Source organism: Methylobacterium sp. J-067, assembly GCF_022829465.1.
Lineage (GTDB): Bacteria > Pseudomonadota > Alphaproteobacteria > Rhizobiales > Beijerinckiaceae > Methylobacterium > Methylobacterium litchii.
On record NZ_JAKSXZ010000092.1, the window covers coordinates 107,683 to 131,562 of the forward strand.

The 23,880-nt window shown below is 63.8% G+C and carries 16 protein-coding genes; 11 read left to right on the plus strand and 5 right to left on the minus strand.

The window, feature by feature from the left end; translation table 11 throughout:
• The first annotated feature begins 82 nt into the window (after positions 1-82).
• The 11 genes from MKK52_RS27240 to MKK52_RS09635 all read left to right on the plus strand — a co-directional run bounded on the left by MKK52_RS27240 (position 83) and on the right by MKK52_RS09635 (position 14,037).
• A complete protein-coding gene (locus MKK52_RS27240) occupies positions 83-379 on the plus strand; it encodes a helix-turn-helix domain-containing protein (protein WP_409564290.1) in 297 nt (98 codons plus the stop codon).
• 214 nt (positions 380-593) lie between these two features.
• Positions 594-764 (plus strand): hypothetical protein, encoded by a 171-nt coding sequence (locus tag MKK52_RS27245; RefSeq protein ID WP_409564644.1) that lies wholly within the window; start codon positions 594-596, stop codon positions 762-764.
• Between the two features lie 1,340 nt (positions 765-2,104).
• Entirely contained in the window at positions 2,105-3,049 is a 945-nt protein-coding gene (locus tag MKK52_RS09595) for a hypothetical protein (protein ID WP_243953565.1), read from the plus strand.
• Positions 3,046-3,708 carry a hypothetical protein gene (locus MKK52_RS09600; protein WP_243953566.1) on the plus strand — a complete coding sequence of 221 codons (663 nt, stop codon included), beginning with the start codon at positions 3,046-3,048 and terminating at the stop codon, positions 3,706-3,708. The genes MKK52_RS09595 and MKK52_RS09600 overlap by 4 nt, the downstream gene beginning before the upstream one ends.
• A 335-nt stretch (positions 3,709-4,043) precedes the next feature.
• Positions 4,044-4,340: a hypothetical protein gene (locus MKK52_RS09605; protein WP_243953567.1), complete on the plus strand. Its 297-nt coding sequence runs from the start codon at positions 4,044-4,046 to the stop codon at positions 4,338-4,340.
• Positions 4,341-4,348: 8 nt separating this feature from the next.
• Positions 4,349-7,807 (plus strand): MobF family relaxase, encoded by a 3,459-nt coding sequence (mobF, locus tag MKK52_RS09610; RefSeq protein ID WP_243953568.1) that lies wholly within the window; start codon positions 4,349-4,351, stop codon positions 7,805-7,807.
• Positions 7,808-8,071: 264 nt separating this feature from the next.
• A complete protein-coding gene (locus MKK52_RS09615; protein WP_243953569.1) occupies positions 8,072-8,941 on the plus strand; it encodes a hypothetical protein in 870 nt (289 codons plus the stop codon).
• Between the two features lie 164 nt (positions 8,942-9,105).
• Positions 9,106-10,446 carry an exodeoxyribonuclease VII large subunit gene (locus tag MKK52_RS09620; protein WP_243953570.1) on the plus strand — a complete coding sequence of 447 codons (1,341 nt, stop codon included), beginning with the start codon at positions 9,106-9,108 and terminating at the stop codon, positions 10,444-10,446.
• Positions 10,447-10,468: 22 nt separating this feature from the next.
• Positions 10,469-10,660 (plus strand): hypothetical protein, encoded by a 192-nt coding sequence (locus MKK52_RS09625; RefSeq protein WP_243953571.1) that lies wholly within the window; start codon positions 10,469-10,471, stop codon positions 10,658-10,660.
• 758 nt (positions 10,661-11,418) lie between these two features.
• Complete coding sequence (locus MKK52_RS09630; RefSeq protein WP_243953572.1) at positions 11,419-13,647, plus strand: TonB-dependent siderophore receptor; 2,229 nt, start codon at positions 11,419-11,421, stop codon at positions 13,645-13,647.
• Positions 13,648-13,677: 30 nt separating this feature from the next.
• Complete coding sequence (locus tag MKK52_RS09635) at positions 13,678-14,037, plus strand: hypothetical protein (RefSeq protein WP_243953573.1); 360 nt, start codon at positions 13,678-13,680, stop codon at positions 14,035-14,037.
• A gap of 632 nt (positions 14,038-14,669) precedes the next feature.
• Here MKK52_RS09635 and MKK52_RS09640 read toward each other — a convergent pair.
• The 5 genes from MKK52_RS09640 to MKK52_RS09660 all read right to left on the minus strand — a co-directional run bounded on the left by MKK52_RS09640 (position 14,670) and on the right by MKK52_RS09660 (position 23,756).
• Positions 14,670-15,068 carry a hypothetical protein gene (locus MKK52_RS09640; RefSeq protein WP_243953574.1) on the minus strand — a complete coding sequence of 133 codons (399 nt, stop codon included), beginning with the start codon at positions 15,066-15,068 and terminating at the stop codon, positions 14,670-14,672.
• 117 nt (positions 15,069-15,185) lie between these two features.
• Positions 15,186-16,763: an ABC transporter ATP-binding protein gene (locus tag MKK52_RS09645; RefSeq protein WP_243953575.1), complete on the minus strand. Its 1,578-nt coding sequence runs from the start codon at positions 16,761-16,763 to the stop codon at positions 15,186-15,188.
• A gap of 381 nt (positions 16,764-17,144) precedes the next feature.
• A complete protein-coding gene (locus MKK52_RS09650; protein WP_243953576.1) occupies positions 17,145-18,698 on the minus strand; it encodes a PepSY-associated TM helix domain-containing protein in 1,554 nt (517 codons plus the stop codon).
• Between the two features lie 10 nt (positions 18,699-18,708).
• On the minus strand, positions 18,709-20,964 hold the full coding sequence (locus tag MKK52_RS09655; RefSeq protein WP_243953783.1) for a TonB-dependent siderophore receptor: 2,256 nt from the start codon (positions 20,962-20,964) through the stop codon (positions 18,709-18,711).
• An 830-nt stretch (positions 20,965-21,794) separates the two neighbouring features.
• Positions 21,795-23,756 carry a response regulator gene (locus tag MKK52_RS09660; RefSeq protein ID WP_243953577.1) on the minus strand — a complete coding sequence of 654 codons (1,962 nt, stop codon included), beginning with the start codon at positions 23,754-23,756 and terminating at the stop codon, positions 21,795-21,797.
• Positions 23,757-23,880 lie beyond the last annotated feature (124 nt).

Consider the following 23,880-nt stretch of genomic DNA (forward strand, 5'->3'; position numbering starts at 1 on the left):
TAAGCGAGGGCTTGTCACGGCCCTAGTGTCCTCATTGCGAAGTTTCTACGATCATTGGAATGATGATCGTAGAGACGGCGCGATGGGTAAGGCCGCGGTTGGCATCGACCCAACAGAGCCGGAACGGCGCGAACTGGAGTCGCTGGCCCGGGCTCAGAAGACCGAACAGGCGCTGACGCGGCGGGCGCGGATCGTGCTCGCGGCGGCCTCGGGGCTTGAGATTAAGGCGATCTGCACGGCGGTCGGTGTGGATGCCGACACGGTCTCGAAGTGGCGGCGACGCTTTGCTGAACGCAGGCTCGATGGGCTCTTGGACGAACCCCGTCCAGGCGCACCGCGCACGATTGGCGACGAAAGATCGCCGAGACCATTCGCCTGACGCTGGAGACGAAGCCGCCCGGCGCGACCCACTGATCACTGCGCTTCATGGCCGAGGCGGTGGGCTATGCCCCCTCGACGATCCATCGCATTTGGCAGGCTTTTGGTCTGCAACCCCACCGCAGCGAGACCTTCAAGCTCTCCACCGATCCGCTGTTCGCCGAAAAGGTGCGCGATATCGTCGGGCTCTACCTCAGTCCGCCTGACGGGCGCTGGTGCTGTGCGTCGACGAAAAGTCCCAGATTCAGGCGCTGGACCGGACCCAGCCCCTCCTGCCGATGCGGCCCAGTCAAATCGAGCGCCGGAGCCACGATTATACACGTCACGGCACGACCTCGCTGTTTGCCGCCCTCGACATCGCCACCGGCGCCGTCCTCGGCCGCTGATACCGCCCACTGCTCATCCGAGAGCCAGAACAGGTCTGGCATCGCCAGCTCCAGGCCGCAAAACGGCTGCCTGGAATTACAAAACTACAAACCTTGCAACAGCTTGGTGCGGTTCACACCCGAGTTTTGGCAGCCAGCTTCGCCGACGTAGCATGCTGGACTGAGCGGGTGCGGCCCAATTTTTTTAAGCGCAGTCGTGCTGATGCCTCCGAGGCTTTGAAGCCGGATCAATGATGTGAATGACCGGTGGATGACCTTCGTTCTCACCGGTGAGAGTCCCCGGCCGTTCGATGGGCTGTGGCCTACGCAGCCACTACTGAGCTCGATCCACCTGACTCTCCCGAGCGTTGCTGACTCACAACACCAAGTGTTGCCGACTCACAACGTTGTCGAGGACCGCGCACCCGATATTAAGTGCTTAAGTAGCGATTCGCGGTAGATTTTTGACCATTTTAGGCCGCTACAAGCCGAAATTTGCCGACGCATACAAATGGTTATCTCGTCAAGCCCTCGGTAAAAAGCAGGCGTATGACTTGCTAAACAATCCGGTGCTGTTCCAAAAATGGGCTGACGGCAATCGAATAGTCGATTCGCCGCCAAGAACGGCGAGATAATCCTGATGAACTGGTCCAGACCGGCTTCTTTAAGTGTGCCCATACCATCTCAAGCGCCACCCTCGGCGATATGCAGAGTGGCTGCTCAAGGTCCTAAACCTGCCATTCTCGGCGACGGTGGGGCGGCCATATGAGCCGCCGTTCAGAAACCCGCAGGGTCATCAAGATGATCCGTGCCGACGATCGCAGGCTGACGACCTGGATGGTGGATAACTTCCCCGTCCTTATCAAGGAGTACGGCTCCGCCAGGCTGGACCTGCGTGAACTCACAAAGGTCGTGCGCACGCTAGGACTGAACAACGATCATGGCGGACCGCTGAGCGAAGCGACGATCTCGAAGACCTGGGCGCGCGTCCGACAGCAAATAGCAGGGGGCGATAAACCTCCAACCGCCCCGAAACCAACGTTCCCGCCCGGCATCGTCGCGCTGGCCTCCTCGAGCAGAACTGCTTCTGAGAGGAGTGACCCTCACGGGGGTGTCTTCAGACCCTCAATCGCCCCGCGGCCAGTGCCGGCTCCCGTCTCGCCGCATGAGGCGCCGACACTGAGCTCATTTTCCCGATCCGGGCCGAGCCAGCCCGCTGTGAGACATCAAGCTCCGCCGCGTCTGAGCGCTGACGAGCAGATCGCAAGGTTCCGCCGCGATCAACGTGCCGGAACTCGGCCGATGCCCGGCACCATCGAAATTCCGACCAAGTGATAGAAGTACTCGAAAGGACAGTAATCATGACCAAGAATAATGGCGCTGCCAAGAGCGGCGCTGCAACCCAGATCTCCGATCCCGCCGCGGCGCGCCTGAATGGTAAGTTCGATGGGATGGGGGTCGCGCGAGACGATTTCGATCTCAAAGAGGATTTACTCAGCAGTACATGCGCCATCCCTCACGGTCGAGGAAAGTCGGGAAAGACATTGGTCAGCCGATTGATGGTAGAGTGCGCGATGGTCGCAGGGCGTCCCCTGAGCTTCAGCGACGCCGATCGCGCCAACGCAGGTCTGAAAGACGTCCACAAGCCTGTCGACGGCCCGGAGAGCGCCAGCCTGCAGGATCTACGAACCTTCGTTCAACGGAAACTCGAAACTCAGCTGGAAGGCAACGGATCGAGCCTGATCGATTTCGGCGCAGGCAATCCGGTTTTTGAAGGGATCCTCGACGAGGTCGATCTCTCTGGCCTAATGAGGGACTACGGCAAGCAACTGCTTATCTTCAGCATGATCGGTCCTGCACGGGGAGATGTCTCATACATCGAACCGTACCTGAACCATCCCTCACTGGCTTCAGCCGACTTCGTCATCTGCTGCAACGAGGGATTGACCGATCCCGGTCGCGAGATCTCGGCGTTCGATCCGTATCTCGAAACGCAACAGATCCGTGCTGCGCTCGAACGGGGTGGCCGCCTCGTACGGCTTCCGCGCCTGACGTCCGCTGAGCAGATCGAGACGCTCGGGCTAACATACATGGACGCAGCGTTGGGCCGGCCCAACGCCAACGGTCGTTGCCTGGCGCCGTTCGCCGCCGCAGCCACCGCCAAGTGGCTGCGGGCACTGCCCAAGGCGTTCGCGCCTATCGCCGACTGGATGAGCTTCGCACCGATCGGCGACCTCGTTGCCGTCCTCGACAGGGAACTGGCGGCGAAGGCCGCCGCCCGGTCGCACTGGAGGGTCGCGCCGTGACCTATCGTGAGCAGACTGCCGTCTCCCCGCTACCCCCGAGTCCTTTGGAGGCTCAGCTGGCCCGAATCCAGGCACAACTCGAGCGAGCTGGCGTCGTCGCTGGCGAGCCACTCCACGACGTCTTGGTCTCGACCAGCGCGCTCGTGCGAGTGGTCGACCACCAGCGCCGCGTGTTTGTGGCCGACATTAAGGCTCTCAAAGAATTCTTGGGGGTGTACAGCGGAGGCGTCAAAAGTCTCGGTGAAAGCATCACCGGCGCGGCGACGCAGATCGCCGATGATCTGAGGGCGATCAAGCGTTGTACGGCTCAGGTCGAGGAGGTTGCCCGGATGGATCTCCGGTCTCTCCTCGGGCGCGTTGGCTATCTTATGGCCGGCGTTGCCTGCCTCAGCAGCGGCATCGCGCTGCTGATCGGGTGCTTGGGCGGTTACGCGTTGGGGGACCGGCGGGCCTTCGGCAGTCAGCTCACACAAGCCGAGCAATTGCGACAGACCTTCGGGATCGACGTGCTCTCGGCGCAGACCTGGGCTCCTCTGATCGAGGGAAACGACCCGCGCCCATTCGTCCAAGTCTGCATAAGAAGCGGCTACCGTCGGATCGCCGATGGGCGTCGCGTCTGCGAGGTGACCCTCGTGTTTCCGCCACCTGCGATGCCATGAACATCGAAAGATGCGGACATCCCGATCGAACACAGAGCGATCGACCTTAGCAAATCATGCCATTGGAGATCGATCCTGTGCGCTGTCACGATCCTCTCGGCGACCTCTGATCCACGCGCGATGCCTCGGGCGTCACGGGCCGTTCAAAACCAATCTCTGAACGGCCGGCCACTCGCCCCCCAAACGACACTCCCAAACTTCGGACCCGCCCGCGAGGCGTAGGCGACCGGTGGCGGATCTGTGCGCGACCCGCTTCCAACCCGCCAAACCCACCCCAAGAATTCCACCCACAGACCAAGGCACCCCTTGGTGCAGATACGAAGGAGGCGATCGCGATGCCTGGCAAGACGACACCGATCCATCCGGGTGCCGCCGCTCCCTGGACACTCGAGCGCCTCGGCGACCAGCTCTCGGCGCTATCCCAGGCGATGGACGCCCTCATTCAAACCGCTGAAGATCACACCAAGATGCTGGAGCAGGTGCTGAAGGCCGCGGCGGCTCCTGCCGAGAGCAGCGACTTCAGTCCGCTGAACCGAAACCTCAATCAGATCACCCAGCTGCTGAAGCTCAACGGCGAGTTGCTCAGTGTGATCTGTCGTCAGGTCGGCGGAACATCACCGGCGACGCCCTAGTATCGCCCGTGCTCACCTACCTGACCGGACGGCTCGCCACGCCGGCGCTGGCGCTGGCGCGGCACTACATGCAGGTGACGCTGCCTCCCGATCTCAGGGCGGTCGCCGCCTACTATGGCTGGGCGCACGATCTCGACACCGGACCGGATGCCGGCCGTCCGGCGCCCCGGCTGCGGGCGGATCTCGATCCCCGCTTGGCACAACTCCTCGGCTTGGATCCGGTCACTCTGCTCGACCTAGAGACCATCGCCAACCTACTCGCCGGGCACCGCGCCGACGGCCGGCCGATACCGGGCAAGCGAGTCCAAGCCGGGGAGCGCCTGACTTTCATCGACCTTTGCTGGAGCGCGGACAAATCCGTGTCGATCGCCTGGGCGCTCGCCAGAACTCCTGCGGAAGCGGCGGTGATCGCGCTCGCCATCCGTGAAGCGGTTCACGAGACGATGGTTCGTATGGTCGCCCCCCTGATCGGACGGGCACGCCGAGGCAAGGCCGGAAGCGCCGGCTCCGAGACTGGCTCGATCGCTTGGATTGCATTTGATCACTGGACTAGCCGGCCGACCCCTGGCGCTGCAGGGGATGCCCAGCTTCATGTCCACTGCCCCGTCCTGAACGTCGTCAGAACCACGGATGGTCACGTCGGCGGCCTCGACCTGCAACGGCTGAATGGACGCGTCCACGAACTCGGTGCCATTTTCCAGGCCAACCTCGCGCGGAACCTGCGTCGCGCCGGGATCGCGGTCGCGCTCGATCCCACGCTCGGCTGTGCCCGGATCACCGCGATCCCGGACGCCGTGCGCTCCGCCTTCGCCAAGCGCACTGTGATCGGCACGGCCGCCGCCTATGCTCAGGCGGGCGAGCTGGGCCTCGATTGGGACGACCTTGAGGAGCGCTCCCGCATCGCCCTGCTGAAACAGGGTGTGCAGGGCGATCCGCGCGCGGCCAAGCGGGACGACCTCGGCGATCGTGCGAGCTGGCAGGCCGAAGCGGCGAGCCTGGGCTACCGGCATCTCGGCGTGCTCGGCACGGAGCCTGTACAACCGATGCCGACCCGAGAGCAACGCCTGGAGCGAGCCTATGCGGTCGCCCTCGACCTGCTCGAGCCGAAGCTGGAGAACGTGGCGGTCCTGCCGGAGAGCCAGGTACGGCTGGCCGCGGCGCGCTCGCTGATCGCCGCCGGGATCGAGGAAGTGGGCGATGTCGAAGGGGTCCTCGAACTCATCCACACCCGTGGCGTCCGCCAGGAGGGCCGTATCGTCACGCTCTTGCCCGGAGCTCCTGGCCCTGACGCAGACGCGACAGGCTGGCAGCGCGGGGCCCGATCCTACACCACCGGACTGCACATCGAGCGTGAAGGCGAGCTGATCGATCTCGTCCGCGAGGCGGCCGCGGAGCGGCGCGGGGCGCTCAGCGCGAAGGCGATCACCGCGGCGATATCGCGCTTGGGCCGGGACTTCTCCGGGACGGCGCACGGGCGCACGCAGCGCGAGGCGATGGACCGGCTCGGGACCGGTGCGGCCTTCACCGCGGTGATCGGCGTGGCGGGCAGCGGCAAGACCACCCTGCTCCAGCCCCTGGTCGACGCCTACACCGCCGCAGGCGCCACCGTGTTCGGGACGTCGCTCGGATGGAAGCAGACGCGCGCGTTGACCGAAACCGGTATCCCGGCTGAGCGCTGTCTCGCCCTGGCCAAGCTGCTGGAGGATTGCGAGCGGGGCAAGATCGTCCTCGGGCCGGACACGGTCGTCGTCGTCGACGAACTCGGGCAGGTCGGCACCCGCGACCTGCTCCGGCTGATGCGGTTGCGCACCACCAACGGGAGGTTCCGGATCCTGGCGGTGGGGGACCCGCGCCAATGCTCCTCCGTGGCGGCCGGCCCGGTCATCGAGCTGCTCCGGGAGGCGTTGGGGTCGGAAGCGATCCCCGAAATCCTGACGACCGTTCGTCAGCGCGAGCAGGACGAGCGTGAGACGACCGGCATGTTCCGGCAGGGGCGGGCGGCGGAAGCGCTGATGCGCAAGCGACGCGACGGAACTGCGCGGCTCGTGCCCGGCTCGCCCGCCGCGGTTGCTGAGTTGGTCGCCAACCTGTGGACCGAGCGGCACGCCGAGCACGCCGACGATCCGACCTACAGCCTGTCGGTGAGCGCCCCGACCAACGCCGATGCTCTGATGCTGGCGGGTGCGATCCGTGCCCGGAGGAGGAAGGCGGGAGAACTCGTCGGCCCGGATCACCTCGTCCAGGCGACCGACAACGTCGGACGCAAGTTCGAGGTCACCCTAGCCGTGGGCGACAGGGTTCGGCTGTTCGCACGCACGCCGGCCCGGAGTTCCAGCGGGCAGACCTTGGAGATTGGGGTCAACGGCAGCGTGCTGGAGATCGAGACGATCGGGCCGGAGGGCGTACGCCTGCGCGACGCCGGCGGCCGCTCGGGGTCGGTGGCCTGGACGACGCTGCTCCATCCCGACGGCGATCCCGCCGAGCCTCGCTACCGGCTGGGATATGGTGACGTCCTAACGATCGACAGCATCCAGGGCGTGACGAGCGAGGAGAGCATCTTCGTGATGCCAAACGGCTCGGCACCCGTCGATGCTTTCCGTGGCTATACCGCGGCCAGCCGGCACCGGGCGCGAAGCTACCTGATCTGCGGTGAGACTGCGGAGCGCGTAGCGATCGCGGGCCGACGCCCGATCGGTGCCCGGCGCCCCGTGACCGACGACGAGATCTGGGACCGTGTGGCAGCCAACCTCTCACGCGAGCCTACGGTCGTGACGGCAACGGCCCTGGTCTCACGGGCGAGAGAGGTCGCTGCCGACGCTCGGCGGACGTTGCCTCTGGCGCTGGCACCCCTGGAAGCCTGCGCGCAGCGCGGCCTCACCCGGGTCAGCCTGAGACGCGGATTCGCGCGCGGCTGGGAGGTCGCAGCGCTGACGGACTGGGCCGAGACGATCGCGGAGCCGATCGCCCGTCAAATCACCGACACGGCCGCGTTGGCGGACGCGCTGCCCCACCGACAGGAGGGCGCCGTGTCCCGAAAGGCGACCGACGGGCCGGAGCTAGGTGGCTTCGTTCGCGGACGCATCCTGCGACGACTGGAGATATGGGCGGAGGGAATCGGCGAACTGCTCGAGCGGCAATGCGCCGAGATCATGGGTTTGACGGCTGGTCTCTCCGACCCGGACCGCGATGTCATGGTGAAGCCGGGACGTCTCGCCCGGCAATTTGCCCGATGGCGGGAGATTGAGCGCCTCGACGGTTGGGGGCGCTCACTCACCGACTGGCTGGATTTGCAAGTCCGAACGACCCGCGCAATCCTCACGGCGATCTCGGCGAAGTCCCTGAGCAAAGGGAGCGGCTCAGCCGCTGAACAGGCCCCTCGACCGATCGAGGTGGGAGAAACGAGGCATCAGCGCAAGCAGGCGAGACGGCGTCGGGGGACGAAAGTGGACTCCGGATTAGAGATCTGATGGGGCCACGAGCCGCCGCTCGTCGCCCAATCTCGCGATGCTCGATTGGAGTGAGAAGGGGACCGGAAAGATAGGGGCGAAGGCACCTCCGCTGAAAACCCCGGGAAGAACGGGACGAAGACCTCTGGCAGCGCTCGAAGAGCACCCGCCTGATGTCGACGAGGCTCCTTCGATCCTCTCTCCAGATTACGGACACCCAAAATGACAAATGATCACGTGCTCTCGGGCGCGAACGAGCCCGGCCGCCCGCACGAGCCGCCAGGCTTGCAGGTTCGCGCCCGGGTCGAGCGTCCGCGCCGGAATAAGGACGGCCTCGTCCTCGAGCTTCAACCCGTCGATCCCGACCGTACCGGACGGCTTCACGCCTTCCTCTCCGGCGACCTCATCCGCCAGATTCAGGACGCGACCGGCATCCTGCTCGATCCCAGTGCCATCTTGGGCGAACACGAACTCAAGCTGACCTTCGTGGCCGAGCCGCTGGGGAACCTCACCGCGGGGGTCGCCGGCTTCGTGCGCGACGCCTTCCTGACGGGATGGGCCGAGCAGGACGCTGTGGTTCGGGATGGCCTGGAAGCCGACTATCTGTGGGTCCGGCAGCACGACCTGCCGATCCCGCGCCGGCTCCGGCGGGTGTTCCTAATCGAGCCGGATGACGGCGCTCAGCACCCGCTGGTCAATGCCCTCGCCCATTGGTGGGATCAGGGCGCCATCGAGCTGATCCGACATCCGATCGCGTTCGAGCAGCCGGGCTCGGTCGCCGCGCTTCGGCATGCGTTCGATTGTGCGATCGATCAGTACGAGTGGGGTTCCCTGGACGTGGTGGTCGTGGACCCGGGCTGTGGGTTCGCGTTCCGCGAGCTGTCGGACGACGGGCTGATGCGTCAGGTCGCCGTTTTGCCGGTGCCGGTGATCACGCGCCGCGCGTCGTCGCCGACGCTGCTCGACGGCTTGGCCCACCGCTGTTTCGATCACCCGGACGAGATCCTGGCCTTCCTCGCCGGCATCCTTCGGCAGGAGCTGCGGATGGCCGACCGGGCGCGGCTCAATGCGATCGCCGAACTGATCGAGGCGATCCCCAAGCCCACGCGCAAGGCGAAGACGCCGCACGGCAAGCCCGGGCCGCTGTTCGACTGACGCCACCCTCGACGATCCGGCCGCCGGCATGCTGGCCGCCGGACCACTGCCCCATCCCGACCTAAGCGAAAGACACCGTGCGACACCACAGATTCTTCCATACGACCCGTGGGGGGCCTGTACCCCCAGCTCACCCGGGGGATGTCCGTCCTGCCCCCATCCCGATGGACGATGCACAGTCGGCCCGGCCCGCCGACGAGGTCCGCGAGCTGCGCGACCTTCTTGGCTGGCTGCGCCAGCGCCTGCGTGGCGAGTACACGGTGCGGGCCAGCGTACTGACCGTCGAGCCTCTCGGGTCCGACGGTCACCTGCTGCTGCTCGGCGAGGCCGATCCCGGCGGCGGCGGCGAGCCGCCCCGGCTCAAGGTTTGGCTCGCCGCGGCCGACTTCGCCGCCTTCCGGGATGCGATCGGCGAAGCCCTCGATCCAGCTGCCCTGGTGAACAGGCGGATCGTGGTTAGGCTGCAGACCAGCCTGCGCCAGCGCTACGGGCGCGGGGCTGGGGTGCAGGCCCGGGTCACCGCCGTGATCTCGGTCGACGCGGTGTCGATCGACGGCGAGATCGAGCGCGAGCGGACGCTCCAGCGCCTACGGCGCGAGGGGCGCCGCTTCGGCCCCGGGACATGGGTGGAGCAGGAGGATCCACGCCATGTTGTGCTGATCGCCGCCGAGTTCGGCGATGCCCGTCGCGACGTCGAGCACGTCCTGCGCCCGCTTGAGGAGAACGGCCTGATCCAGCTCCATAGGATCTGGGCGACGTTCGAGGGACCGTCGGCGGAGCGCTCGTTGAGCGAGGCGTTCGCCCGAGCGGGCGAGCTGCACCGCGAGCACGGCCTGTCGGCGACCCTGGTATGCCGAGGGGGCGGTCCGGTCGAGGGGTTCCAGGCCCTCAACGCCTACGCGACGGTGCGCGCGGCCACCAGGGTTCCGAACCTCGTCGCCGGACTCGGCCATGCCGGGACGCCGCTCACCGCCCTAGACGCGGTCGCGTCGCGATCGGAGCCGACCCCGACGGCCGCGGCGATGCTGGTGCGCCGACTCGTCGAGGCCACCGGTGTGCGGGCCGACCGCGCGCTCGCGGCGTTCGACGCCACCCTCGCGGAGGATCTCGAGGCGGCCGGGCGCATCGCCTTGGCGGAGGCCTTGCAGGGCTTCGCTGCGAGCCTGGGCGATCTCGCGGAGCTCGCCGATCGGCGGCTGCGACAGCTTAATCGGGGCGTGGAGCGCAGCCTGCTGACCGGCCTCGCCGCGGCAGCTGGCATGGCGACCGGCGCGACGGCCGAGATTGAGCCGTCCGCCCCTCCCGTCGAGGTGCTCGGCTTCGGCGACGGAGATGACGACGAGGACCCACCCTGGGAACCGGGGTGGGCGCTGGTGACGGCGGCCGACACCGGCCTCGTCATTGAGCGCTATCGAGAGCTCAAGTCCCACATGCCGCTATTCCTGCACTTCCGCGACGGGACGATCTTCGTCCGGGTCGTGCCGACCTTCGTCACCTACAACTGATCATATATCGAGGAGTTAGACCATGACCAAGACCCGCTCACCCGAGACGCCGAGCTTCCTGACGGCAGTCCGGCGCATCGAGGCGCTGACCCAGGAGATCCAGAAGGATGGCTTGGCAGCCTTCGAGAAGGCCGAGGCCGCCTATGTCGAGGTGCAGGACCTGCGCGCCGTGCTGAACGCCCGGATCGCTGACCTACGCCGCCGGTCGGCATAGCCCGAGGATCCGCGCCACCGCCGATGCCATCGCATCGGCGGTGGCGCCTGAGGGAACACATCCGCGGCGCCCGTCGCGGAAGCCGCCTCGGGAGAGGCATGGGTACCGATCCAAACCCCGGAAGGGCCGATTACTTCTGCCTTGGACAAAGCGTGCAGCTATGGTCGGACGCGTCGCCTAAAAACGCCGTTCCGGACATGCTCTTGTTGGAACGGATGACAATCTTCGAGAGCCACCGGCCGTATCGGGAATTGGCAGACGCAAATGCGGACGGACTGATTGCGACCCAACCCGGACGCGTGAGCAGCCATCCGCCTCTCCTAAAAGCAGCCATTAGGCGGTCCCTCAGCTGCCCCTGCCTGATGTCACAAACTGTACCTAGTGCTCTGACGCCGACAAAACGTGCACAGACTAACTTGGTTTTCCAAGCCATATCAGCGCGTTAGCGAGCTAGCACGTGGTGCGTTCGTTCGCGTCTATGCAGTAGCTCGATGCTCAAACCGGGAGTAGCGAATGTATCCTTTTCTCCAAGCATCGAGCAATGCTGCCTGCGTGATGAGGGTCATTCCCAGCTCGATCCCTAACGATAATGCGCTCTCGGGAGAACACACCCTGTCCCGCAATCCCTTGATTAGAAAAACTTCAGATTTGAACTGCTGTAAATGTGTGATTTTTAGCACTTTTCTGGCTTGATCGCTTAGTTGTGAACGTCGATGACGTCGGTACTGCGCCGCTTATGGCGCGTGCCTGCGTGATTCATGTCCAATCGCTTCTCGCTCCTCCCTATCCTCCTCGCTTCCACCGCTCTCGCCAGTCCAGTGGCGGCACAGGAAGCCGTTCAACTCAATGAACTATCGGTTGTGGCAGCTGCGCCAGGCAACTCCTATCCAGTCCCTAGTCCGGGCGGACTCAATCTCAGCGCAGGCGATGGTGGCACGGCTGCCACCAGTGGAGGTGGCGGCGGGCCCTCCGGGGTCACCGGCTATACCGCTCGCGTTTCTACGGCCGCGACGAAGACCAACACGCCCCTGATCGAGGCCCCACAGTCGGTTTCGGTGGTCACCCGCGAACAGCTCAACGACAGGAACGTCCAGACTTTCACCGACGCAATCAACTACGTTCCCGGCGCTATCTCCGCCCGGTCCGGCTTCGACCCGCGCTTCGACCAGATCTTCATCCGCGGCTTCGATGTTCTGACGAATCAAGGCATCTACCGTGATGGTCTACGGGTGATCGGCAGCGGCTTCGCCTATCCGAAGAGTGAACCTTATGGCGCCGAAGCGGTAACCATCCTGCGTGGCCCGGCCTCGGGCCTGTACGGCCTTGGCTCGCCCGGCGGTATCCTCGATATCACGAGCAAGCGTCCCGTTTTCGTGCCGTTCGGCGAGGTGCAGTTCCAGGCCGGCAGCTTCGACCGCTACCAGGGCAACTTCGACTTCGGCGGTCCGGTGGCGGGCTCGGACGGCACGATGGCCTATCGCCTGACCGGCGTGCGGCGCGAAGCGGGGACCTTTATCGGGCTCGGTACGAACAATGATCAGTTCAACATCGCCCCGGCCTTCACTTGGAAGCCGTCGGCCGACACGACCTTCACGCTGCTCAGCGAATTCCAGATCACCAACACCCCGGCAACGACGTTCTTCTACAACCAACCGGGCTTCCGGGCGACGAACTACTACATGGGCGATCCGCGCTTTGCCGGCCTTGACCAGACTCAGTACAGGATCGGCTACGCCTTCGAACATAAGTTCACCCCCGACCTGATCTTCCGCCAAAACTTCCGGCATTACGGCCTGAACCTGAGCGCGAAGTACGTGGACATCTCATCCTTCAATGCCGACGGCGTCACCGCCGCCCGCGACAATGGGTATCTGAAAGCCGGCCTCGTGCAGCAGACGCTGGACAACCAGCTGGAAGCCCGCTTCGCCACCGGCCCGATCGCCCATACCGCAGTTGCAGGCGTGGACTATGCCCGTTACAGCCTGACCAGCCGGTTCGGAAGTTACTTTGGCGATAGTACCGCCGTGCCGGACCTAAACCTCATCACCCGGAACTACGGCCAACAGTTCATCGCCACACCGCCCTTGGGGGATGCCTCTCGCCAGACACAGGACCAGGTCGGCGTCTACCTGCAGGACCAAGCGAAGTTCGGTGATTTTATCCTGACCCTGAACGGTCGCCATGACTGGGTCTTCCAAGACACCTACGCGACACCTGCCAGTGCGGTGTCGTCTCAGAACGACTCCGCATTCACCGGCCGCGTCGGCCTCGGCTACATTCTCGCTCCCGGCCTCGTGCCCTATGCCAGCTATGCCACGACGTTCACGCCGCAGGTCGGCTTCAACCGTAGCGGCCAAGCGTTCAAGTCAGCGACCGGCGACCAGCTCGAGGCAGGGGTGAAGTATCTGATCCCCGGTACGAACATCCAGACCGCCTTCGCCGGCTTCGAGATCAATCAGTCGAGCATCCTGATACCGGACTCGGCCAACCTTGCCTTCCAGACCGCAGGCGGCGCCGTACGGTCGAAGGGTTTTGAGGCGGAAGCGACCGCGAACCTTGCTCCGGGCACGAACCTCACCATCGCCTATACGCATGTCGATATCAGGTTCGTGAACTCAATCGACTCCACCGGTCAGTCGATTGCCGGAAACCTAGTCTCAGGCATCCCTCAAGACACCTATGCCTCATTCCTGACCTACGCGTTTCCGCCGTCCTCGCCGTTGCGCGGACTGCAAATCGGCGGCGGTATCCGCTACATTGGTGCGAGCTACGCAGACGATCAGAATACGGTACGCAACACTGCCGTCACGCTCTACGATGCGCTTGTCGCCTATGATTTCGCTGCGCTTGATCCTAAGTACAAGGGCTTCCGTGCACAGCTTAATGGTTACAACATTTTTGACCGGAACTTCCAAACCTGTTCGTTTGGCTTCTGTAACCGCAATCAGCCAGCTACAGTCATTGGTAGTCTTATCTATCGGTGGTAAGCGGTTTCGCCGATCATCAAATGATCAGGCGTGGATTCAATCAACGAACAGAACAACCGCGACCCGCGTGATGGCGGGTCGCCGTGGAATCAAAGCAAATTTGAGCCAACTGTGCGCGAGATCGATCTGACCCCAAGCTATCAAGACGCTTTGCGTCTCGCAAAGCTCCGTATCCAGGCGAAGAGCCTGGGACTGAGACTATCGAAGTCGCGCTGGCATCAGCCATACCTTAGAAACCGCGGCGGCTTGGTTATTCTGGATAGCCAAGACACAATTGTCGCAGGTGCTGGCTACAGCCTTGATCTCGCCTCCGTCGAAAAGATCCTTTCAGTGATGGCGGATCAAATGCCGCAATCAATGCTGCAATTGAGCGAGCGTATGGACCGATAAGAACTCAAACTGCAGATAAACCTTGCCACTGATAGAACGACCTTTCGGGCCGGAGAGGGGTTGTGAGTGGGCGGAGTGACAATGTCCGCTTTGATGCCACGATTCCTCGGAAGCGGACGGGAAGAAATCCACCCCCAGCAGTCATTCCGCGTCCGACCCATACCAGCCGCCCGGGTAACTAACGCGGGTTCCAGTAACCAGACATTCTGAAGGTACCTGATAGGGGTAGGGGATCAACGGCGAAGGAGCGGCGCGTGCCTTTTCTGCTTCCCGAAACAGAACGCCCAAGCTTCAAACAGCGCACAAAGTGGGGGGCGATGGCACTATTTGCCTTGGCAGGCGCGCTACTGTTATGCTGGTACACTGTAAGAGTTGGCGACAAAAACTGGAAAAGCGCGACCTCAGCGTTGAGTTACCAGAATAGTTGGCCTCCGGCTTGGCGACAATTCGGCTGTGCACTATCGGCAACGTTGCCTTCCTTCTGTAGCATCATCAGTTTCTGGAAAGCCATCCGCCCATTCACGCCGAGGATGCGCGGCGACGGCAATTCGACTTGAGTGGTTGCGCCGCTTTCGACCCAGGGTATTCAAATTTCACCGCTTTTGAACTATCCGGAAGCGGACATCGAAGCGTCAAATCACCCGCTTGTTGGAAATCGCCTCTTCAACTTTTGGCGCAGCTTTGTTTCGAAACCAATCGATCATCCTGCGAACATCAGCTTCTGTCGTGGCAGAAACATTTGCATCGATGAGTTCAGCGCTGGCTTGCGCCATCGCGATCAAGATGCGTGCCGCCTCTGGGACGTACGGTAGATCGTTTTGGTTATCATGGCGTGAGCGGATAATTTGGTATCGAATGTTTTCGGGATAAGTCCACGCGCTGACGAGCATTTCATAGACGCTCACATCTTGCCCGGCCAGGACGGTGCTCGCGTCTCGATCAGTCTCAGAGTAGCCGCAAGCCTCGATCCGTTCGCATGTATCGATGGCTGCGCTCATCATATCGCGGATCAAATTCCAGTCGGTCTTCATGATCCCTCCGAACGGTTCGCTCGGCAGCTTACCTCGAACTTTGGCGCAAAGCGGACTGGCGAAAATCCACCCAGAGCAGATCTCCTGCTTGCGACCCAACTTGGGCGAAGAAGTCCATCAAGGTGATGCCCGTAAGCTGACCACCTGATCGTTGGGCCGGATAATCGAGGTTCGATGCGTGACGGCCACGATGGTTAAACGGTCGGCAAGGTCGCGCAGACCGTCCATGATCTGCCGCTCGGTGTCGTCGTCGAGGGCCGAACTTGCCTCGTCGAGGACGAGGATCGCGGGGTCGCTGTAAAGGGCGCGGGCGATGGCGATGCGCTGGCGCTCGCCGCCCGAGAGCTTGAGCCCGCGCTCACCAACCACGGTCTCGAACCCCTCCGGCATGGCGTCGATGCGTGCAAGGATAGAGGCCTGCGCGGCGGCATCGCGTAGGCGCGTCGCGTCGAACGAACGGCCGAGCACGATGTTAGCACGGAGCGTGTCGTTGAGCAGGGTCACGTCTTGCGGCACCACGGCGACATGGGTGAACCATTCGGCGCGGCTCACCCGGGCGAGGTCGGTGCCATCGGCAAGGATGCGGCCCGCCTCCGGCTGCAGCCCCTTTAGGAGCAGCCGCAGGACGGTCGACTTACCCGATCCGGTCTCACCGGTGATGAAGGTCGGTGTTCCGCGCACCGCAACGAAACTGACGGCTGAGACGCCTCGTCCGTTCGCATAGCGAAAGTCGACATCCTCGAAGGCGATCGCTCCTTGCGACGGCCGGTAAGGCAAGGGCTCCGCCGGCTCCTGCTCCTCGGGTGCCATCCACATCGCCGCCAGGGGGCGGAAGCGGGCGGCGGCCTCCACCGACTCCTTGATTGCCATACCAATCAGGTGGAAGGGCTCGTTCAATTGGATTAGCAGCGTGTTGAATAGCACGATGCCACCGATGGAGATCGCTCCAGCGTCGTAGCGCGGCACCAGGATCAGGACGGTGACGGCTAGTTGCAGGGCGGCCGCAACGCCTAGGACCGCGCAGAAGCCGCTGCTCACCAAGGCATAGCGCCGCCAGTGCGCGAAGCTTTCGCCGGCGCTTGCAGCAAAACGCTCGGCGATCCAGCTCTCGCCCCGCGTCTGGCGCAAGGTGTCGATGACCGCGACGGCGTTGCCAACCAGCTGTGCGTTCGCCTGGCTGCTCGCCATCGCCCCATCGAGGGACGGCTTCACGCGGCCGATGCGGACGTAGTCGAGCCAGATTACCACAGCCCCGTAGGCCAGCACGACCAGCGCAATATCCCAGCTGACAAGATTGCCGAGCAGAGCCACGCTGACCAGGATTTGCATGCTGCCCGGCAGCAGCCCCCCGAGCGCGAGTTGCGTGACGAGGTTCAGGGTCTGGGTGCCTTGCTGGCGCGCGGTGCCGATCTCAGCGGCGTTGTGCGTGAGGAAGAAGGCGGGCGTCTTGTGGAGGAGGCGCGTGAAGAAGGCCGTGCTGGCGATGAAGGAAAGGCGTTCGGCGCAGAGGAAGATGAGGAAGCGAGCCCCGTAAGCGAACGCCTTCGCGCAGCCGAACAGCAGCGCGTAGAGAAGTAGGAGGCGCAAAGCGCCAGCGCGATCGACGCCGTGTGTGAGTTCATCAATGGCTCGCGCGAATAGGTAAGGCGCAGCGATCCCCGCAAGCGCGCCGACCGAGGTTGCCGCAATGACCACGATCGTCGTTATGCGATCGTCCTGCCAATATGACCTTAGCAGTGGATTTATAATCGGGATCATTTAGATATACGAACTTTCATATATATTTTTAGAAAAAAATTCGAAGATTATATAATCGGTCTTGCCTAAGTTGCACGTATTGACGGTCACGCCAGCGTTTCCGCATATGTGCCGGAGAGCAAGCAGGCGAAAATCTTACCCCAAGGTGTCCTCACGGTAGAGACCCATGCCGGGAATGCAGTTCGTAATAAGAAACTCCCGGAAGCAGTTATCCCACGAGCGCACACAGTCGTGGATAACTGACAATCGGCTGATGTAGCATTACAATCGATATAATATCTCTATGTATTCCGGTGATTCATCCCAAATAAGCTAAAATCACGAGATCTCCAGGTTTGGCGCGACGGTACTATCCGGGATGCAAATCTGCCTTGAGGTTTTTTGCTTTGATGGGCGACTGGCGAGAGCGTAGGCGGCGAAACCAAATCCGGCTCCGATGCCGAGGACGATGACGTCGAAGGCGACCGATACGGTACCGCCCTCGCGCAGGCCGCCGACGAGGGGCACGAGGAGATACGCGATGGCGACCGTCGCCAGGGCGACGATCCAGGCGCGGCGCGGGGCGAGGCCCAGGCCGAGGAGAGCCACCACCACCCACCCGCCGAAGAACGCCTGGATCTCGGCCTCCGCGCGCCCCGGCATCGCGACGGGCAGGAGGCGGTTCGCCAGGAAGTAGCATGCCACCGCGAACGGCAGCCCGGCCACGGTGCCGACGTTGAGGGTGTGGACGAGGCGGTGGGACAACGGCATCCGCGAGGGGGCGCGCCCCTTCGGCAGTCGCGCCACCGACCACAGCACCAGACCCGTCGCGACCATCGCGCAGCCGAGGAGGCCCGAGAGGAAGAACAGCACCCGCAGCGCCGAGCCGGCGAAATGCGCCTCGTGCAGGCCGACCATCGTGGTGAAGGTCCTGGTCGCGGGGCGGAGGTCGCCCGCGCGGATCTCGGCGATCTCGCCGCTGGACCCGTGGAAGGCGACCTGCGGATGCTGGTGCGACAGGCCGTGGGGCTCCTCGAACACGGCCACCACCACGGAATGCGCATCCCGGGGATTGACGATCGTCAGCCGCTCCAGCGGCTGCGGGATGCGGCTCAGGGCCTGCACCACCATGGGGCCGACGGGGGCCAGCGTGCCGGCCGTGCCGGCGGGCGGGCGCGGCACGGTGATCTGGCCGGATTCGACGTAGTAGCGCTGGGCGTCGCCCCGGTAGGCGGTCTTCACGCCCCACGGCATGTAGAGGGACGCGAGGGTCACGAGCCCCGTGTAGGTGATCATCACGTGGAAGGGCAGGGCGAGGACGCCCGTCACGTTGTGCGCGTCGAGCCAGCCGCGCTGGTCGGCGCGCCGCCGGAACGTGAAGAAGTCCACGAAGAGGCGCCGATGCGTGACGATCCCCGAAACCAGGGCGACCAGCATGATCATCGCGCACAGGCCGACGATCCACCGGCCCCAGAGCGGCGGCAGGCTCAGTTCGAAGTGGAAGCGGTAGAGAAAGTCGCCGCCCCGGGTCTCGCGGACTTCGGCGGGCGCCCCGCTGTCGGGATCGAGCAGGACGTGGCCCGGCGGACGGCCGGGTCCCGTCCGCCAGAACAGCTCCAGCAGCGGCATCTCGGGCCGTGGCAGCGTGATGAACCACGTCCGCGCCCCGCCGGCATGCTCCCGGAGATAGGCCACGCCGCGCTCGGCGGTCGCCGCCATCTCATCGGGGCCGAAGGACCGGCCATACCGCAACTCGGGGCGCATCCATTGCGAGATCTCGGCGCGGTAGTAGCTCGCCGTGCCCGTCACAAAGACGGCGAACAGGATCCAGCCGACGACGAGCCCGGACCACGCGTGCAGCCACGCCATCGATTGGCGGAAGGTCTTGCCCATCGTATGGACCTCACCAACGATATCGCAAGGTCGCATAGACCGTGCGCGGCAGGCCGTAATAGCAGCCCGAGTAGCCGAAGCAGCCCGTCACGTAGCGCTCGTCGAGGAGGTTTTGGACGTTGACCTGCAGATCGAAGCCCTGCAGCCGCGGGTCCAAATGCTTGAAGTTGTAGGATGCGAACAGATCCACGAGGACGCTCTCAGGGACCTGGAAGGTGTTAGCCGGATCGCCCCAGGACGGCCCGAGATAGCGCACGCCGCCGCCGATCCCGGCCCCCAGAAGCGGCCCCCCGGTGAAGTGGTAATCGACGAACAGTGCCGCGGTCGTGTCGGGCACCTGGACGGGACGCAGGCCTTGAAGGGAAACGTTCGTCAGCCCGGTCAAGTCGTTGGTTGTCGTGGCGGTGGTGCGCGTGTTGCGGATGTCTAGCAGCGAGAAACCGCCGATCAGGGTCAGGCCTTCGCTGAGATTGGCCCGCGCCTCGAATTCCACGCCCTGCACGCCGACCTCGCCGTTCTGTAGGACGAAGCCGGGATTGCGCGTGTCGGTAGTCGTGTTGTTCGACTGTCGGATGTCGAAGGCTGCCGCGGTGAGTAGGATGTCGGTGCCGGGGGGCTGGTACTTGATGCCCGCCTCGTACTGGTCGCTGGAGACCGGGTCGGGGATGCGACCTGCGGTGCCGAACGCCGGATCGAAGATGCGGCCGTTGACGATGGGCTCAAAGGCTTGGCTGTAGGAGACGTAGGGAGCGACGCCCGAGTCGAACAGGTAGAGTAGGCTCGCCCGGCCGGTGAAGGCGTCGGCCGGCACGTCCTGGAGCGTCAGCGTGCGGTTGGCGAAGTTGCGGGTGGGACCGGATTGACGGGCGACGTCGTAACGGCCGCCGAGGGTCAACACGAGGCGGTCGAACTTCGCTTGATCCTGAAAGTACACGCCGGTCTGCTGCGCGGTAATCCGCGAGGTGGTGTTGAAGGCCGGGAAGGCGAGAAGTTCATCGTAGTTCGGCGCCAGTACGTTGAGGCTCATCGTGTTCAGGAACGGGCCGCTCGTCGTCCGCGTGCTGAAGGTCCGGTGGTCCACGCCCAGAAGCGCTGTATGTGCGATGAAGCCGGTGTCGAAGTTGGCCACGAAGCTGTTGTCCATCGTGTAGGCTTCGGCGGCAACATTGGTGCCGCCGATCTGCCGGGCGATGGTCGGCCCGTTGGCGAACGGGCCGTTGAGGGTACTGAAGGAGCTGTAGACGCTGCGGTAGTCGCCCTGCGTGCGCAGGTAGCGCCCGGCCGAGTGGAAGCGTAGGTTCTCGTTGAAGCGGTGGTCGAGGAGGTACTCGAGCGAGGCTTGGGTGCGGTCCGAGCGCTCGATGGTGCGGTTCCCGTCGTAGAAATCCGCCGGCAGGTAGCCGATCCGCCCGTTGCCGAAGTTACGCGGGAACACCGAGCCCACCGACGGGACGCCGCCGTAAAAGCCCGAGTAGGGGTCGCGCTGGTAGTTGCCGATGAGCGTGAACGACGTGTCCGTCGAGGGCCGCCACGTGATGCTCGGGTTGATCAGCGCGCGCTCGATCCGCGTGGTGACCGCCGGTCCGTCGGCGTTCCAGCCGAGGCCGATGACGCGGTAGGCGAACTGGTCGGCGAGCCCCGGAATGTCCGACTCGATCGGGCCGCCGACGTCGAAGCCGGCGCGAGCCGTGCTGTAGCTGCCCCCTTGCAGGAACACTTCGCCGAAGCGCGTGAACTGCGGCACCTTGGAGACGAGGTTGACGAGGCCGCCGGGCCCCGCCTGCCCATAGAGCACCGAAGCCGGCCCCTTGATGATGTCGACGCGCTCCAGCCGGTAAGGATCGACCGTGGCGTTGGCGTCACGCCCGCCAATCAATGCCATCCCGTCAAGGAAGACCGGGGCGGAGAAGCCGCGGATGTAGAACTGCTCCAGGCGGGTCGAGCCGGCGCCGCCGCGCTGCTCGGTGGTGACGCTCGGTGTATACCGTAGTGCTTGATTGATGGTCAGAGCGTTTTGATCTTCGATCTGCTTGCGGCCCACGACCGACACCGACTGGGCCGTTTCTAGAATTGGCGTATCCGTCTTCGTGCCGACAGTGCTGCGGGTCGCGACGTAGCCCGGTACCGGACCGCTAGCGCCACCCCGTCCATAGAGATCGCTGTTTAAGCTACGCCCGCGCGCCTCGCCGGTCACGCTAAGTTCGGACAACTCGATTTCCGTGGTGTCGGCGGTCTGGGCTGTCGAGCCGCCCGCCAAAGCGAACACCCAAGCTGTCGTCAAGATACATCTCGATATTTCGAGATTATGAGCGCGCACCGCGCTGCCGGTACGCAAGACATTTCGGCGATTGCGCATCTTGTTGCCCCAAATGATCTGACACCTGGTCCGATGTCCCATCGAAGGACTTCAATATCACGAATTCGTGATGTCGGAATAGTAAATTTGCAACAGGCTACAGGGCCCGAACTCTGGAATTATTAAAAATATAGATACGGCGATCGCCTGGTTTAGTATCTTAAGGTATGGGGCGCCACCTTCCCCCGACCACCGGAGTAGCGGACTGGGCAGGTCATCCACATCGTGGAGGTCAAGTAAGTGGACTTTCCAGCAGCGAAGAGATGCAGACCAAAAACCAGGCGATCGCCTATCGTGCTCCGCGCGACTGTCTGCTTATGGCGAGATACATCTCGAAGCAGCCGAGCTGCTTTCCACCCATCTGAGACGCTCATGCAGGCGGTTTGCGGCGGCTGATGGCCGTAAGCGGAATGGCCGCATCGGAGCAGCCCCGCCGGAAAAGCGGACTGGCTCCTACCGACCGAGGCTGTGTCAAAACTCGGATGTTCTGGGAAGCCGTAGAACAAACGTCTCCGCAGCGGCCGGGAGGGATCTCCGGCGACACCGACTGATGGCAACACAAGGCCCCTTAGGCCGATGTCGCCCAGCTACGAGAGAATATTTTTCTACGAAGGCTGATAGCATTCGAGTTTTGACACAGCCTCGACCCAACCCAGTCGTTCAGACTACAAAATCAGATACTCCGAAGCGGACGTTGAGATGGCTTCCACGCCAATGTGCTGAACCATCCTCGCTCCCTGCTAGACCGTGAGGTCCCTGAGCCTTTCGGCTAAACTCGCCGACGCCAAGTCGCCACGATTAAGGATCTGGCTGGCGCCGCGAAGCTTGCTCCGGTCGTCCGCCGAGAACTCCCGGCCCGTCAATACGAGCACCGGGATGTCCGCGCAGCCGGGCACGGCCCGAACGCCCTCCAAGAAGCCGAAGCCGTCCATCACGGGCATGTTCAGGTCGACGATTACCACGTCCGGCTTGATCTCGGCCGCTTGCTGCAGGCCCTCCTCACCGTTCGAGGCTTCCACGACCAACCAACCGTCCTCCTCCAAGGTGGAGCGCATCGCCATGCGGGTCATGGCCTCGTCCTCGACCAGGAGCACGGTGCCGCGCCGGTTCGGCTCCACGAGCCTGAACTGGTTCACGATCTTGCCGAACCGAACCCAGTTGACCGGCTTCAGCATGTAGTCCGAGGCGCCGAGGGACGCCGCCAGCTTACGTTGGTCGACGGACGTCACCATCACGACCGGGATCGGCGCCAGCATTGAGTCCGCCTTGATCTGGCTCAGTACCGACCATCCGTCCACGCCCGGCATCATCACGTCCAGCAGGATGGCTCGCGGCCTCAGCTCCCGGGCAAGGTCGAGCCCACTCCTACCGTTCGTGGCCGTCCGTACCTGGAAGCCCTCGCGGTGGAGGAACCGCGTCGTGAGGGCGAGCTGATCCGTATCGTCGTCGATGACCAGGATGATGTCGCCCTCCGCCCCGCCATCGCAGATGACGTCCGGATCGGGCGAGGCCTGCTCGTCGACGGGTGGAACGTAGATCGCCGGGACGGTGAACGTGAAGGTGCTGCCCTGGCCGGGCACACTGGACACCGTAATGGTCCCAAAGAGGATGTCTGCGAAGGCACGCGTGAGCGAAAGCCCAAGCCCGGTTCCACCGAAGTTGCGCGTGGTAGAGGCATCGGCCTGTTCGAAGCGCCGGAACAGGCGTGACACCTGCTCGGCTGTCATGCCTATTCCGGTGTCCGAGACGGAGAACGATAGCTGGTCGCCGCCTGAGGCGTCCATGATGCGGGAGGCCGCAACCGTGATGGTCCCCTTGTCCGTGAACTTGGCCGCGTTGCTCAGGAAGTTGAACAGCACTTGTCGCGTCTTTGTCAGGTCTGAATGCATCCGGCCCAGCCCAGGTGCGAATTGCACCTCCAGGGTGTTGCCCTTCTTGCCGACCAGCGTCGCGACCGAACCTGCGACGTCGCGGAGCATGTCTTCCACCGCGAAATCCTCGGCGTAGACCTCCATCTTGCCGCTCTCGACCTTTGAAAGGTCTAGCACGTCGTTGATGAGCCCGAGCAGGTGGCGGGCGTTGCGCTCAACCTTGCCTATGTCGGGCACGAGGTCCGACGCCGCACAGCCGTCCGCGATCTCCTCGCCCATCATCTCGCTGTAGCCGATGATGGCGGAAAGCGGCGTGCGGAGTTCATGGCTCATGTTCGCGAGGAAATCGCTCTTTGCCGCATTGGCTTGCTGGGCCGCTTCCTTGGCGGCCTCCGCCGCGGCATTGGCGTTCGTCAATGCCGCCTCTCTGTCGACTAGGATGTGGTTCGCTGCGTTGAGCCGCTCCAGGGTGGCTTCGTTCTGAACGACGGACCGGCGCAGCGCGTGGCAGATCCAAACCATGGTCGCGCCGACCGTCGCGTACTGGCACAGCAGGGCGACGTCGACACTGCTGAGCATCCCGTCGCGCGTGTAGAACCACGCGGCGATCAGGGTGGACAATGACAGTGCCAACGTCCCGGCACCCCAGCCGAAAGCAAGGGTGACGACCAGCAGGACCGGAATGTACAGCAGAAACGGTGCGACATGGGCCGGGGCCATGAACCGGGCGAACGTCATGGCGCCGACCAGCAGCAGCGTGACACCATAATCTGTGACCGGCGAATGACGTCGGCGGGCGACCGACCCGATCAATTTGTGCAAGCTGCTCATGGAAGGGGAGTGTCACGACGCGGATGCGTTGGAAAGCGACCGGTTCGCGTCGCTGTTGTGTATCCGACGTCCGATTTGCATATCAGCCCTTGGGAAGAAGACGGGCGGAAGTCCATCCAATCCC